This is a genomic window from Acinetobacter sp. LipI_19 (genome assembly GCF_058242925.1).
This window is the reverse complement of record NZ_JBZAYK010000001.1, coordinates 3820226-3833899: the sequence shown is the minus strand read 5'-3', so window position 1 is coordinate 3833899 and position 13674 is coordinate 3820226. Positions and strand designations below refer to the sequence as shown.

Here is a 13674-nt window from a genome sequence, read left to right as displayed (position 1 = left end):
AAATACAGGAATATGCAAAATGTTGTTGACTAAAAATCAACAATAAACAGAGCGCTAGCAGCAATGAAATCTACACTCGAAGAATTACAGGCTTTTATTAATATTGTCGATAGTGGTTCGATTGTTGCAGCAGCAACGCATCTTGAACAAACCACTTCAGGTGTAAGTCGAGCCTTGCAACGACTTGAATCTAAACTGAATGTCACTTTATTAGAGCGGACAACACGTAAACTTAAATTGACCCAAGAGGGGCAATTATTTTTAGCAAAAGCCCGAAAAATTGTTCATGATCTCAATGAAGCAGAAGATGCTTTATTAAAATCTGACAGTGATACATCTGGGCTGATTCGTGTGGATTCTGCGACACCTTTTGTATTGCACGTGATTGCACCATTGATGCAAGAGTTTTCTCGATTGTATCCTGAGATTGAAATAGAGTTAAACAGTAACGATCAGATCATCGATTTATTAGAACATAAAACAGATGTCGCGATACGTTTTGGGGATCTTAATGATTCGAGTTTACATGCGCGTTTGTTGTGTAAAAGCCGGTTATATATCGTTGCCAGTCCTGAATATTTAGCAACACATGGTTATCCAGAGACACCGCAAGATATTTTAAATCATACGCAAATTGGCTTTAGCAAAGTCAGTCGTTTAAATACTTGGCCGATTCGAGTCAATGGAGAAAGGCTTACTGTCAAACCAAAAATCAAAGCATCTAGTGGTGAAACTGTCCGCCAATTGTGTTTACGCGGGCATGGAATTGCGAGATTGTCTGAGTTTGAGATTTTAAAAGATATAAAGCAAGGACGCTTGATCGCTCTATTTGAAGATCAAATAGAGCTTTACGAGCAACACATCCATGCAGTGTATTATCAACAGGAACATTTACCAAAGCGTGTTCGTTTATTTATTGAGTTTTTAACGCAAAAGCTGTCAAAGTTTCGATAGTCTTTTGTGGCGGTAAATCCAGACTCAGTAAAGTTTGGCTACGGGGTTGGTGTGGATTAACCAATTGGATTTCAAAATGATCATTTGCTGTCTGAAGGCATTTAAACGCCAAGTCTTTTTGCACAGGAATATTAATTTTCATCCGCTGATCACTGCTGGCATGGTAGCGGTAGTTTCGGATAGGTGCGGTCTGATGTAAAGTTGGCTCTAAATGATCAAGTTGATATTCACCTAAATTTTGTGTTTTTAAAAAGCCTTCAATCAAAGATTTACATACAAAATGTTGTTTCTGAGCAGCTTGATTTACGTGTTGAGGTTGGCAAGCAGTTAATCCAAAGACAATACTGATTAAAGCGATCGTTCTCATTTTTTTCTCCTTTCAAATCAATTTGTTTGTAAAAATTGGCTGTGAAACAAGCATAAATCTGTTAACTTTATAGATACAGATACAACAAATATTAAAATTTGAGTACAGATATGGCTTTTCAATATCAAACATTAGCACAGCAAATTGCACAGAAAATTTATTGCGGTGAGTTGGTTGTTGGGCAACGACTTAGTTCTTTACGAAAATTTGCTGCGTTGCAAAATATTAGTCTCAATACAGCAAAAAGTTGTTATGAATTGCTTGAAGCACAAGGTTTGATTTATGTCAAAGAAAAGTCTGGCTATTTTGTTCAATCACAGCAAAAAATTCCGCAGATAGCTGTACCTGACCATCCTGATTTTAAGTCGAGAGCGCGTGAGGTTTCAAATCTAGACTTACAAATTCAAATTCATGAAGCAGCAATCAACAATAAACTGATCCATTTAGGTTCGATTCAGTTATCGCCTAATCTAGTTCCTGTAGAGGCATTACGCCGTTCAATACAACGTGCTTTAAAGCACAGTAAACCTGAAGACTTTTTATATAATGACCGCCAAGGGCACCTTCAGCTAAGAGAGGCTTTGTCAGCACATTGGGCTGAAGATGGTTTTTATATTGCCAAAGAAGATATTTATATCAGCAATGGTTGTATGCCAGCATTGTCTGTGATGATTCAAAGCCTTAGCCAAATCGGTGACAGTGTGATTGTGCCCACACCAAACTATAATGGTCAGTTGCAATTGTTGGCGTTGCTCAAACGAAAAATTATTGAAATCCCTGCCAATACCGAAGGTTTTGATCTAGATCGTTTAGAACAAGAGATGCAAAACTCAGCTGCAAAAGTCTGTTTATTAACCGCCAATTTTCAAAATCCTTTAGGCTTCTGTTTGACTAATGCCGAGAAAGAAAAAATTGCACAGCTGGCAGCGAAGTATCAGTGTTACGTGATTGAAGATGATATTTATGCTGAATGTAGCTTTAATGCCAAACGCCCGTTACCGATTAAATATTGGGATCAACAGGGCTATGTGGTTTATTGCGGATCGGTTTCCAAGTCGTTGTCGACCTCTTATCGGGTAGGTTGGTTCTGTTTACCACAACGTTTACAGCACTTACATGCCAAGTTGATTTTACAAAATGTTTCGGTCAATACACCATTGCAATTGGGACTTGCTGATTTGATTTATAGCAGAGCCTATCGTCAGCATTTGAGTGAGTTACGCCCTAAGTTGATGACTCAAGTTGCGCAATATCTACAGTTTATTCAACATGCTTTTTATGGGGTAGAGATTCGTCTAAATCAACCGCAGGGAAGTTATGCCTTGTGGTTACAGTTCCCAGAGCAGATTGATAGTTTGGCGTTGTATTATTATGCCCAGCAATACAGTATCAATATTGTGCCAGGGATTATTTTTGGTGAGGATCACCGTTATAACAATTGTATTCGCTTAAATGCAGGGCATGAACTGTCGGAAGAGATTCAGGATGCAATTATGTTATTGGCAGATTGGGTAAGGGGTGAATTGTTAGCCAAGAGTGTGGCTTAACTGATCTTTGAGCAAACGCATACCACGACAGCCTTATTCCATTCACGGTTCTTGATAAACCGTGATGGATGGTCAGACTTAAATTAGAAATCCGCTTTTAATACGATACGATAACGGGCTTTTCCAGAATGAAGTCGCTCCAAAGCCTCATTAATTTTTGACATTGGATAAACTTCAATTTGCGGTGCAATGTTTTTGCGTGCTGCAAATTGTAATAATTGACGCAATGCAAAAGGGGAGCCCGTTGGTGAACCAGTCACTGATTTTGCACCGCCAATCAGTGCACCCGCAGGAATCGGCATAGGTTCGAGGACTAAACCTAGCATATGAATTGTGCCATTTGGTGCCAGTGTATTTAGATATGCTTTCCAGTCCAAACTCACATTTACCGTACAGAGCAATAAATCAAATTTGCCACGTTGCGCTTTTAACGCATCGGCATCGCGACTATTGACCACATGGTCTGCTCCCATTGCTTTAAGTTCATCTGTTTTATCCAAACTCGATGTGAAAGCGGTGATCTCACAACCCCAAGCTTTGAGTATTTTAATGGCCATATGACCTAAGCCACCAATCCCAATCACACCGACATGGTGAACTGCTTGAATTTGATGTTTTAAAATTGGGTCAAAAACAGTGATACCACCACATAATAAAGGACCAGCACTTTCAGGGTTTAAATCTTCAGGAAAAGGAATAATCCACTGCCAACCTGCACGGACCTTATCTGCAAACCCGCCTGCATGACCAACGATGGTTGCAACTGAACCTCCTGTGCAAAGCACTTGTTGACCACTAACACACGGATCACAGTGCTGACAACTTTCCGCAGTCCAGCCGATACCAACACGTTGACCGACTTTTAATCCTTTCGCTTCTGAACCCAGTTGAATGATGGTACCGATAATTTCATGACCGCCAACCACTGGAAAAACTGAATTTCCCCATTCATTGTTAATCACTGAAACATCGGAATGGCATAAACCGCAATATTCAACTTTGACTTCGACCTGATGAGGCTGTAATTCACCTGCATCAAATTGATAGGGCACAAGTGCTGCACCTGCCTCTAAGGCAGCATAAGCATGAAACGTATTATTTGACATGTGAATCCTTCCTGTTTGCTCAGTTAAACTTTTAGCGGGATATACAATCATTTTCATGGTCATTGACCATGCCCACTGCTTGCATAAAGGCATAGCAAGTGGTTGGACCAACAAATTTAAAACCTTTCTTTTTTAACGCTTTGGAAAGCTTTTGACTGGTTTCGGTTTGTGCAGGCGCTAATTTATAATCAGGGACATCATTGAGCTGTACTTGCTGGTCTACGAAATCCCATAACCAGTTCACCATATCAATGTCTTGAGCTTTCATGTTTTGCCATGCAATGGCATTGTCACGAATCGCTGTTAATTTCCCGATATGGCGAATCAACCCAGTATCCTGACATTTTAGTGCAAGCTCTTGTTCAGTAAAATTGGCAATGGTTTGAATCGGGTGGTTAAAAAATTGGGCGCGATAGCTTTCACGTTTTTTTAAAACAGTAATCCAAGATAAACCTGCTTGTTGCCCCTCTAGGCAAAGCATTTCAAATAAATGCTGTTCATCTCGATTGGATTTACCCCACTCTTGATCATGATATTCAATATAAATAGGATCATCTGAACACCAACCACAGCGTTTATTTGTCATAAAAGATCTACCATTGTTCTGATTGATTTAAGTTTTAATTGTCTAAAGTTTAAATTCGACCCATTGATCTTGTTTGTTGTCCCAATAGGAAAGTTGCGCATGTTCTAAATCTTTAAAATTTACCCAAATATCTTTACCCGCTTTGTCTGCAAAGCCAGTACTGATCATTAATGCTTCATCGGTGATTTCCATAATCCAGCCTTGATGATTTTGTCCATTGAGGGCAATTTTTTGTTGATTGCCTGATTCTGCAAATTCAACTAAACGCTCAAGCAATGCTTCTGACATGGAATATTCCTAAATTGATTCAATCTAAAATTAACGTAAATAAGGGTAGGGGTTGACTGCACCTTGTCCTTTACCTCTTAAGTATAGTCCATAGTGCAAATGCGGTGCAGTATGTCGTGCATTTCCCGTATTTCCCACATAGCCAATTAGCTGGCCTTTTTTAATATAATCACCTTCTTGTAATCCACGTTTGTGATCATTTAGATGTGCATAATAGTGATAAACACCGCCTGGCCCGATGAGCCAAATCACTTTGCCACCTAGATTATTGCTCTTTAAACTGGTAATTACACCTTCAGTGCTACTATAAACTTTGGTTCCACGTGAAGCCATGATGTCAATTCCTTCATGTGCTCGCCCAGCACTGCGAGATGCACCCCAAGTATCTGTGAGGTTTTGTGGTTTTACTCCATCTACAGGAATTGCCAATCGGGTTGGCATTGACATTGCTTTTAGGCGGTTAATTTGAGCTTGTGGAAGCTGTGGCTTAGATGAGCTTGGTTTTTTAGGTGCAGTGGTACATGCAGTTAAAATAATGGCAAGCAAAGCCATCAAGCAATATTGGATGCTACGTGACACGAGAAATCCTTTTTTTCAAGTTTCAAAAGGGCAAATTAAAATTGAAATATGCTTAGAATACCCGTGTCTGACTATGTCATATTTTTACTGCTGAGATCAATTTTTTCATGGCTGTCGGGATACCCATTTGTGTAGCTTTTTGTGGTGTTAACCATTCGCCCCCAAGTTCAGCCTGGAGGTATTCTTTTTGGTCTGATTCAACTCGAACAATATGTGCATTCAAAATCCAAGTGAAATGGGTAAAGCTATGCGAGATTTGGACAGATTCAACAGTTGAAATAAGCTTTAGACTTTGACAAAGCTGTTGAAACGCGAGCTCGTTTTCAAAAATCGGTAAACTCCATAAGCCTCCCCATAAACCACTGTTAGGACGCTGTTCCCATAACCATTGTTGATCTGACTCAATTAATAACACTGTGGCAGTTCTAGCTGGAACAGGCTTTTTAGCTTTCTTATAAGGCAGTTCGGTTTCTAGCCCCTGTTGATGGGCTTGGCAATGTTGTTGCATGGGACAGTATAAGCAGAGTGGCTTTTTTGGTGTGCAAATGGTTGCGCCCAAATCCATAATTGCTTGGGTATAGTCATGGTTGCGTTCAGTTGGGCATATGCTTTCCGCCAGTTGCCACATGGCTCGTTCATGGATGGGTTTACTCAGGTCATCTTCAATGGCAAAAAAACGGGCCAAAACACGTTTTACATTGCCATCCATAATGACGCCGTATTGGCGTAAGCCAAGTGACATCAATGCGCCACCAGTAGAGCGACCGATACCTGGAAGTTCCACCCATTGTTCTAAGCTTGGTGGGAAATGCCCCTGCTGGCTGACCACGCCTGCTGCTTTATGCAAATTTCTTGCACGGGCGTAGTAGCCTAATCCTGCCCAATAGGGGGCTACATCGTCCCAAGAGGCTTTACCCAAGTCATCGACGGTTGGAAAACGTTGGATAAATTTATCAAAATATTGCAGTACAGTTTTGACTTGAGTTTGTTGCAACATAATTTCAGATACCCAAACTTTGTAGGGATCATCAGCCACTTGCCAAGGTAAATCATGGCGCCCGTGTTGATCAAACCAAGTCAATAGCGCATCTGAAAATGAAAATTGCGACATAACAATCTAGCGTAAAAATTAGATAGTCAGTATAACCAAGATAAATTTATTGCGGAAAATTATCTTAAACCTGAGCATTCAATTTGCATAAAAAAAGACGCCAGAGCGTCTTTCAAATGAGTTTGTATCCACAACTTAACTTTCGTTCACGATACCCCAGCGCTTATCGAGTTTAAGCGGTTCATTTTTATAACGTGGGATAATATGAATATGGAAGTGTCCACTTTGATCTTCACCAAATACATGCCCATCATTAAAGGCAATATGGAAACCTTCAGGTTGATGGCGAATCTTAAGCTCGTTACGAGCGAGTTCCAATAAAGAGGAAAGGCTTTTTCGTTCTTTCTCTGAAACTTCAAAAAAAGAATCAATATGGCGCAAAGGAATAATAACTGAATGACCTTTTGACAAAGGCTGGTGTTCAGGCAAAATTGCACCAAATTCATTTTTATCAATGATATCAAATTCGTCAAAGTCACAATAAGGACATACTTTTTCAGTCATTTCGAATTCCTCGTTTTGTTGTCTCAATCAATGTAGAACGTATTTTAATTAAGCCAGAGTAGGTTAAACCAAGGTACGGTCTAATAAATCATACATTGCTGCTAATCCGTCTTTCTCTGCTTTTGCGTTATAACCTAGATCTACACCATTTGCTTTTGCTTTTTCATCTGCTTGAGGATTACTAAAGCCATGTTTAGCATCTTTAAGGATGATCACTTCAGATTTTACCTGAGCATGATTCATTTCTTGTTTAAACGATTCTACATCCGCCAAAGACACCATACTGTCTTTTTCACCATGCAGGACAAGAACTTGCGCTTTAAATTTTCCTGATTCCGCTGCATTTTGTGCGGATAAATTTGCATGGAAAGTAATGGCAGCTTTTAATTCTGCACCTGAGCGTGCCAAATCTAATATCACTTTACCACCATAACAGAATCCAATTGCCGCCAGTCGGTTTGCATCTACTTCTGGCTGTTCTGCCAAAGCAGCGAGAGCCGAAGCCGCACGCTCAACAATGGTATTTTCATTTTGGAAAGTTTGCATCATCCACTCTTGAGCTTGAGTCGCAACAGTCGTGGTTTTTTTATCACCATACATATCAATTGCCAGCGCAGCAAAACCATGTTGTGCCAACTCTCGAGCACGTTGTTCAGAATACTCGTTTCGGCCCCACCATTCAGGACCAACAATCACGCCTGCAACTTGTTGTGCGGATTCAGGCGCAGCAAAATAACCGATTAAAGTTGTTCCATCTTTTGCTTGGTATTGAATTTCACGAGTTTTGATTGCAAGAGCCATCGGTTAATCCTTGTCTATTGGCGAGAATGAGATTGATTAAAGCATAAATATATAAGATTCAAATGACTAAATTTGGAATATTTACAATTGAAATGTGAAAATTTATGAATAGAAAAGATAGTTTTCAAATGAAAAAGAGAAGAACCGGGGTTCTTCTCTTTTTATTGAAAATTGATCAGGAAAAGTTAAACTTTTCCTCTCGAAATAAATCCAACAATCGCGAGGATTACAGCGACAACGAGAAGAATGACTGCGAAGTCTTTAGACATTCCCGCAACACCACCAAAACCGAATAAACTTGCGATTAAGGCGATCACAGCGAAAATAATTGCCCAACGGAACATAATATTCATCTCCATATTTTTGTTATGTATTTTCAGTATATGCAGAAAAACCTGACTTACTTGTGAAGTTGTGTTTAGAAAGTGTGATTAATAAAGAAATATGTAAAGGTTTGTTCTGTTTTAATTTTTCTAATTTCTGCTTTTATACTGGTATAATTATTCCGCCTTATATGACTTTAATGTTATGCCATGACCTTTGAGATACGTCCCCAGTTTTGGAAGAATTATACGCTGTCTGAGTTAAATCCGACTGAGTGGGAAGCATTGTGTGATGGTTGTGGGCTGTGCTGTTTGGTGAAATTAGAAGATGATGACACACATGAAATTGCCTATACTAAAGTGTCTTGTAAACTCCTCGATTGTACGACCGCTCAGTGTTCTGACTATCCCAACCGTTTAAATTATGTACCCGACTGTATTCAATTAAGCCCTGAAAAATTAGCCAATATTCATTGGTTGCCTTCAAGTTGTGCTTATCGCCGTGTGCATGAAGGTAAAAATTTACCGGCATGGCACTATCTGATCACAGGCTCAAGAAGCAATGTGATTAAAGCGAGAAAATCTGCTGCAGGGCGTTGTATCTCCGAAACCGAAGTCAATGAAGAAGAAATTGATGAGTACATTGTAAGATGGGTGCGTTAATTCATTTATGAATTGATAATCATTATCAAATAGTAATATGATAACTAAGCCCTCCAGTTTGATGTGTTTTAAAATGTTTGCTTTATCTTCGCTGTTGAAAAAAAGTACCTTTTGTCTATGTGCTATCAGCCTGAGTTTTGGTATTCACTCCAATGTTTATGCAAAGCCAGCTTTGCAAGCTTTAGGGCCAAATATTGCGGAGCAAGGCTCCAGTTATTATCAATTCCAAGTAAAAAATTTTAAATCCGCAGATCAACAACGTTATTATAAAGTTTGGGTCGGTATTCCTAAACACATCAATAAAAATAAGATTTTACCTGCTGTTTTTATGTTAGATGGCAACTCTGCTATGGCGCGTTTAGATGAGTCACTGTTGAAAAAATTCTCAGAACAAGACAGCCCAGTGTTGGTGGCAATCGGCTATCAAACCCAATTACCGTTTGAGTCTGCTTCAAGATCTGTAGACTACACACCTGCGGATGAATCTGGAAAAGTAACTGTTGATCCACGCAATCCTGAACGTATGGCAGGGGGAAGTGCGCAATTTAGACAGGTATTGTTTGAAAAAATTATGCCGTGGGTCAATACGCAAGTAAAACTGGATGAGCAACGTACCGCTTTGTGGGGACATTCTTATGGTGGTTTGTTTGTTTTAGATACCCTTTTAAATAGTCAAAGCACAGATAATAAGTTTTCACACTATTTTTCAGCCAGTCCATCTCTCACATGGGCAGATTCGCGACTGCTTAAAGCTGTTGGAAAAGCCAAGCCTGAACAACTAAAAAATAAAAAATTGTGGGTAATGGAAGGTGACATAATTCAGTCTACAACTAGACCAATCAGCCCAAATGCAGATCGGGAGATGATTCAAAATAACCGTCAATTGGTTTTAGATTTGGCCAGCAAAGGTGTAGATGCAAAATTGATGCTTTATCCACATCTCAGTCATGGCCAAGTATTTCAGGCATCATTAATGGATGTTTTACAGAATCGATTATTTTAAAGCTAAAAGTGTAATATTGATGATTTTCCATAGTAGACTAAGGGCAGCATTCATCAATTAAAAAAGCAGTATGTCAGACACTCAAATTCCGCTTCCAGAACGTTTACGTCCACGTGATTTGTCTGAAATTATTGGGCAAGATCATTTACTCGGTGTCGCAGCACCACTCCGTCAAATGATTGATCAAGGGCATTTACCCTCAATTATTTTTTGGGGGCCTCCTGGTGTTGGAAAAACGACAATCGCTTTGTTATTGGCGCAAGCGGTTGATCGCCCATTTATCAGCTTATCTGCTTTAAATACGGGGGTAAAGGAGCTACGTGAGGTGATTGCTGAAAGTGGTGATTTATTAACACCAGTAGTATTTATTGATGAAATTCATCGTTTTAATAAGTCTCAACAAGATGCTTTATTAAATGCTGTCGAAAAAGGCAAAATTACCCTGATTGGTGCAACAACCGAAAACCCTTCATTTGAAGTCAACAGTGCTTTGTTGTCACGTTGTCAGGTTTATACCTTAAATGGCTTAAGTAATGAGGCGATTCAAGAACTCATTTTACGCGCAATTCAACAAGATAAATTTTTACAAGACCGGCATATCCAGATTGAAGAATTTGATGCGTTGGTTCAATTTGCTGCGGGTGATGCACGTAAGGCACTAAATTTAATCGATTTAATTGCTAGCACCTTTGAGTCCGATATAGAAAATATTGTGACCAATGCGATCGTGGTCAAAGTTGCGCAACAGAACATTGCACGCTATGACAAATCAGGTGAGCAGCATTATGATCTGGTGTCTGCATTTATTAAATCTATTCGGGGTAGTGACCCTGATGCAACGTTGTATTGGATGGCACGTATGCTTAAAGGCGGTGAGGATCCGGTTTTTATCGCTCGTCGTATGTTGATTGCTGCTTCAGAAGATATTGGTAACTCAAATCCAAATGCATTGCTTTTAGCGGGAGAATGTTTCCGCTCGGTTCAAGCGATAGGCATGCCTGAGTGTCGAATTATTTTAGGCCAATGCGCAGTTTATCTGGCAACCAGTGCAAAGAGTAACAGCACTTATTTGGCGATCAATAAAGCCTTAGAACTTGCAGAAAAAACTTCCAACCTACCTGTGCCACTCCATTTACGTAATGCACCGACCAAGCTTATGAAACAACAAGGCTATGGTGTGGAATATCTTTATCCTCATAACTATCCTGAAAATTTTGTGCTACAGGAATATTTACCACCTGAATTGAAAGGCACAAAATTATATGAGTCTGCTCGTAATAAGCGTGAAGTTGAAGGTGAGCGTTTACAGCAACGTCGTTGGCAACAAGAACAGCAGCAACAGTAGTTGTGAAGTTTATTTGCTTAGGCATCTTTTAAATAGATGTTCTGTGTCATATAAAGGTTTAAAATATCGGCAAAATTTAAATTAGGCTAATGCCTTTGAAATGTAGCTTGCTAAAAATACATTTTAAAGGCTCTAGAAATTTTATGAAATTATCCGTTTTATCTTTTGCTGTTTTAATTTCTTTGCCGATGTTGAGCCATGCTGAGCCTGCAAGTAAAATTTCGACCCAAAATCAGCCTAAACTTGCTTCGCAGCAGCTTAAAACACTTTATCAACAAAGTTTTGTTCAGCAAAAAACAATCCCTCAAGGCTGGCGTATTCCTGGCAACAATGCCGGCAACGTCTATGTTGAAAATGGGATGCTTCATATTGATGGTCGAGCAAATTCAGTCAGTCCGACCTCAATTTTATTACCGCAAAATCTTGAGAAACAACAAAACTATCGCATTGATCTCGAATTTACTTTAGACCAAGCTGTCAATAACTCGCGTTGGGGCAGTGTGATTTATGATGTCACAGAAACACAGGGGGTGATTCCAAGCAGTTATTATCAATTTACCCTCAGAACAGACACCACTGCAAAAAATGGTACGGAGTTTGGTCGGCATAAAAGTAACGGGCAATGGGAAGTCTCTGAAACGAAAGCATTTTCGGAGAACATCAAAGCAAATCAATGGTATAAAGCCAGCATTGTGGTGTCTGGACAACGGGTACAACACTATTTAAACCACCAGTTGATGCAAGATGTAGAACTTGACCAAGGATCTGCCAAAGGTGGCATAGGCCTTTCAGCAACAGGCCTAGTCTTAAAAGTTAAAAATATTCAAGTCTCTGAACAAACCAGTGCGTTGCCAGACTTAGCCAATAAAGTCACTCAAGTGCAAGAAATTCAAACTAATGTTGGTTTGGCACCGACGCTGATTCAAAAAGTTAAAACTACCAGCAGTCCATTAAATTCAACCAATCAGTTATATTATCAATTAGATGCCAATTTAAACTTGCTTGATCAGACAGGGCAGGTGGTTGAAACATTACAACAATATTTATCCAATCCACAGCGCAATACCATTCCTGTTTTAGAAATCAAAGATCCCAAAAGCATTGAAGCCTTAAAATTACTCTCTAAATCTCACGATATGAGCGATATTACTGTATTGTCCAAAAGTGATGATTTACTCAAGTCTGCGCATCAAATTGTACCTACGCTTCGAACAGCATTAGATTTAAGTCGCGAAAATTTAAAGGAGAGTCATGTTGGTCTTTCTGAAATTATGCGTCGTACTAATCAGGCCTATGCACGCATCGTGGTTCTTCCGCATAGCCTTGCCAACAAACCCAGTGTCAGCTTTATTCAACGTCATTTAATGACAGTGTGGGTTGATACACCAGCACATGATCCGCAGGATGTTGCCAGTATTTTGACTTCAGGTGTGAATGGGATTATTACAACGCAAAGTACGCTATTTGCCAGTGTCTTAAAACAATTTCCAAAAAACACTTTATTACGTAAACCCTTTATTATTGGGCATCGTGGTGTACCAAGTTTAGAAGATGAAAATACCTTAGAAAGTGCAAAACATGCAGTTGCTTTGGGTGCAGATATTGTTGAAAACGATATTTATTTAACCAAAGACCAGCATCTTGTGGTGATGCATGATGCAACAGTGGATCGCACTACTCGTTCAACAGGTAAAATTGAAGAAATGAGCCTTGCGCAGGTTCAGCAATTAAAATCTAAAAACAAAGCTTATCCAATACCGACCCTTGCAGAATATTTCACTACATTTAAGCACAATCCAAACTTTGTATTGATGATCGAAATGAAAAGTGCCAATCCAGCATTGGTTGCAAAAATGCAGGATGAAATTAAAAAGTACCAAGTTGAAAATCAAGTCGTCACGACCTCATTTAATGCAGATCAAGTTGCACGTGCACAGTCACAATTGTCTGAGATACCGCGAGGGTTATTGGTTGGAAGCATGCCCAATAGTCGCAATACTTTAATTGCCGCCAAACAAATCAATGCCGATGTTCAGAAATATAATTCAACGTATAACCCTGCTTATCGTGCTGATTTGATCAATCTTTTAGAAACGACCAAGCACCGTGGAATCAGTTTTTGGCCTTGGGCATTGACTGATGAAACATTTAAAAAATTATATATTGCAGGGACCTACGGGATAACCACCAATTCTGCGCAACTTTATGCGAAATATATCGTTGATATTCAAGCACCCAAGAATGTCAAAGTAAAAACTGAACAGCCAGTATTACTCAATGCGCAATTGGTTCAGCAAGATGGAGCGAAACTCAATCAGCAACTCAGCAATTTTGTCATTTTATCAGGTTCTGCAAAACATGAGATTAAAAATGGTCAGTTGAGTTTCTCTGAAAAGGGCACTGCATATGTTTTGGCTGGTTATAAATATCAGATCGATGCACAAAACTTCTATCAAATCTTTTCAGCACCTATAAAAGTGGTGGTGAAATGATGGTT

At 39.4% G+C, this 13674-nt stretch carries 15 protein-coding genes; 6 read left to right on the top strand and 9 right to left on the bottom strand.

Features of this window, described 5'->3' with window-relative positions; all coding sequences use genetic code 11:
• The first annotated feature begins 63 nt into the window (after window positions 1–63).
• A complete protein-coding gene (locus AC4CVF_RS18480) occupies window positions 64–954 on the top strand; it encodes a LysR family transcriptional regulator (RefSeq protein ID WP_336952555.1) in 891 nt (296 codons plus the stop codon).
• Here the strand turns inward: AC4CVF_RS18480 and AC4CVF_RS18475 are convergent.
• On the bottom strand, window positions 914–1321 hold the full coding sequence (locus AC4CVF_RS18475) for a hypothetical protein (protein WP_336952554.1): 408 nt from the start codon (window positions 1319–1321) through the stop codon (window positions 914–916). The two genes, AC4CVF_RS18480 and AC4CVF_RS18475, sit on opposite strands and share 41 nt — an antisense overlap.
• A 110-nt stretch (window positions 1322–1431) precedes the next feature.
• On the opposite strand from AC4CVF_RS18475, the gene AC4CVF_RS18470 reads away from it, so the two are divergent.
• Window positions 1432–2868, top strand: coding sequence for an aminotransferase-like domain-containing protein (locus AC4CVF_RS18470; RefSeq protein WP_419360562.1), 1437 nt, complete (start codon window positions 1432–1434; stop codon window positions 2866–2868).
• Window positions 2869–2951: 83 nt separating this feature from the next.
• Here the strand turns inward: AC4CVF_RS18470 and ahr are convergent, their stop codons facing one another.
• The 8 genes from ahr to AC4CVF_RS18430 all read right to left on the bottom strand — a co-directional run bounded on the left by ahr (window position 2952) and on the right by AC4CVF_RS18430 (window position 8187).
• A complete protein-coding gene (gene ahr / locus AC4CVF_RS18465) occupies window positions 2952–3974 on the bottom strand; it encodes an NADPH-dependent aldehyde reductase Ahr (RefSeq protein ID WP_336952552.1) in 1023 nt (340 codons plus the stop codon).
• A gap of 31 nt (window positions 3975–4005) precedes the next feature.
• Window positions 4006–4560 carry a DNA-3-methyladenine glycosylase I gene (locus AC4CVF_RS18460; protein ID WP_419360564.1) on the bottom strand — a complete coding sequence of 185 codons (555 nt, stop codon included), beginning with the start codon at window positions 4558–4560 and terminating at the stop codon, window positions 4006–4008.
• Between the two features lie 42 nt (window positions 4561–4602).
• Window positions 4603–4848, bottom strand: a complete 246-nt coding sequence (locus AC4CVF_RS18455) for a hypothetical protein (protein ID WP_336952550.1) — start codon at window positions 4846–4848, stop codon at window positions 4603–4605.
• Window positions 4849–4878: 30 nt separating this feature from the next.
• Window positions 4879–5427: a M23 family metallopeptidase gene (locus AC4CVF_RS18450; RefSeq protein WP_336952549.1), complete on the bottom strand. Its 549-nt coding sequence runs from the start codon at window positions 5425–5427 to the stop codon at window positions 4879–4881.
• A 76-nt stretch (window positions 5428–5503) separates the two neighbouring features.
• Entirely contained in the window at window positions 5504–6538 is a 1035-nt protein-coding gene (mutY, locus tag AC4CVF_RS18445) for an A/G-specific adenine glycosylase (protein WP_336952548.1), read from the bottom strand.
• 135 nt (window positions 6539–6673) lie between these two features.
• The gene (locus tag AC4CVF_RS18440) at window positions 6674–7042 is read right to left on the bottom strand and encodes an HIT family protein (RefSeq protein WP_336952547.1); all 369 of its coding nucleotides are present in this window, start codon (window positions 7040–7042) and stop codon (window positions 6674–6676) included.
• A 63-nt stretch (window positions 7043–7105) separates the two neighbouring features.
• Window positions 7106–7843, bottom strand: coding sequence for a dienelactone hydrolase family protein (locus AC4CVF_RS18435; protein ID WP_336952546.1), 738 nt, complete (start codon window positions 7841–7843; stop codon window positions 7106–7108).
• Between the two features lie 185 nt (window positions 7844–8028).
• Window positions 8029–8187, bottom strand: a complete 159-nt coding sequence (locus AC4CVF_RS18430; RefSeq protein WP_004718815.1) for a DUF1328 domain-containing protein — start codon at window positions 8185–8187, stop codon at window positions 8029–8031.
• 189 nt (window positions 8188–8376) lie between these two features.
• Here AC4CVF_RS18430 and AC4CVF_RS18425 point away from each other — a divergent pair, with 189 nt between their 5' ends.
• The 4 genes from AC4CVF_RS18425 to AC4CVF_RS18410 all read left to right on the top strand — a co-directional run bounded on the left by AC4CVF_RS18425 (window position 8377) and on the right by AC4CVF_RS18410 (window position 13669).
• Window positions 8377–8829: a YcgN family cysteine cluster protein gene (locus tag AC4CVF_RS18425; protein ID WP_336952545.1), complete on the top strand. Its 453-nt coding sequence runs from the start codon at window positions 8377–8379 to the stop codon at window positions 8827–8829.
• A gap of 73 nt (window positions 8830–8902) precedes the next feature.
• Complete coding sequence (locus AC4CVF_RS18420) at window positions 8903–9832, top strand: alpha/beta hydrolase (protein ID WP_419819777.1); 930 nt, start codon at window positions 8903–8905, stop codon at window positions 9830–9832.
• Between the two features lie 70 nt (window positions 9833–9902).
• Window positions 9903–11177 carry a replication-associated recombination protein A gene (locus AC4CVF_RS18415; protein WP_336952543.1) on the top strand — a complete coding sequence of 425 codons (1275 nt, stop codon included), beginning with the start codon at window positions 9903–9905 and terminating at the stop codon, window positions 11175–11177.
• A 143-nt stretch (window positions 11178–11320) separates the two neighbouring features.
• Window positions 11321–13669: a glycerophosphodiester phosphodiesterase family protein gene (locus AC4CVF_RS18410; protein ID WP_490789809.1), complete on the top strand. Its 2349-nt coding sequence runs from the start codon at window positions 11321–11323 to the stop codon at window positions 13667–13669.
• The last annotated feature ends 5 nt before the right edge of the window (window positions 13670–13674 follow it).

What these genes read in the sequence shown, in the direction of transcription:
- AC4CVF_RS18480 (WP_336952555.1), top strand. Translation starts at nt 64, where the DNA reads ATGAAATCTACACTCGAAGAATTACAGGCTTTTATTAATATTGTCGAT.
- AC4CVF_RS18475 (WP_336952554.1), bottom strand. Translation starts at nt 1,321, where the DNA reads ATGAGAACGATCGCTTTAATCAGTATTGTCTTTGGATTAACTGCTTGC.
- AC4CVF_RS18470 (WP_419360562.1), top strand. Translation starts at nt 1,432, where the DNA reads ATGGCTTTTCAATATCAAACATTAGCACAGCAAATTGCACAGAAAATT.
- ahr (WP_336952552.1), bottom strand. Translation starts at nt 3,974, where the DNA reads ATGTCAAATAATACGTTTCATGCTTATGCTGCCTTAGAGGCAGGTGCA.
- AC4CVF_RS18460 (WP_419360564.1), bottom strand. Translation starts at nt 4,560, where the DNA reads ATGACAAATAAACGCTGTGGTTGGTGTTCAGATGATCCTATTTATATT.
- AC4CVF_RS18455 (WP_336952550.1), bottom strand. Translation starts at nt 4,848, where the DNA reads ATGTCAGAAGCATTGCTTGAGCGTTTAGTTGAATTTGCAGAATCAGGC.
- mutY (WP_336952548.1), bottom strand. Translation starts at nt 6,538, where the DNA reads ATGTCGCAATTTTCATTTTCAGATGCGCTATTGACTTGGTTTGATCAA.
- AC4CVF_RS18440 (WP_336952547.1), bottom strand. Translation starts at nt 7,042, where the DNA reads ATGACTGAAAAAGTATGTCCTTATTGTGACTTTGACGAATTTGATATC.
- AC4CVF_RS18435 (WP_336952546.1), bottom strand. Translation starts at nt 7,843, where the DNA reads ATGGCTCTTGCAATCAAAACTCGTGAAATTCAATACCAAGCAAAAGAT.
- AC4CVF_RS18430 (WP_004718815.1), bottom strand. Translation starts at nt 8,187, where the DNA reads ATGTTCCGTTGGGCAATTATTTTCGCTGTGATCGCCTTAATCGCAAGT.
- AC4CVF_RS18425 (WP_336952545.1), top strand. Translation starts at nt 8,377, where the DNA reads ATGACCTTTGAGATACGTCCCCAGTTTTGGAAGAATTATACGCTGTCT.
- AC4CVF_RS18420 (WP_419819777.1), top strand. Translation starts at nt 8,903, where the DNA reads ATGTTTGCTTTATCTTCGCTGTTGAAAAAAAGTACCTTTTGTCTATGT.
- AC4CVF_RS18415 (WP_336952543.1), top strand. Translation starts at nt 9,903, where the DNA reads ATGTCAGACACTCAAATTCCGCTTCCAGAACGTTTACGTCCACGTGAT.
- AC4CVF_RS18410 (WP_490789809.1), top strand. Translation starts at nt 11,321, where the DNA reads ATGAAATTATCCGTTTTATCTTTTGCTGTTTTAATTTCTTTGCCGATG.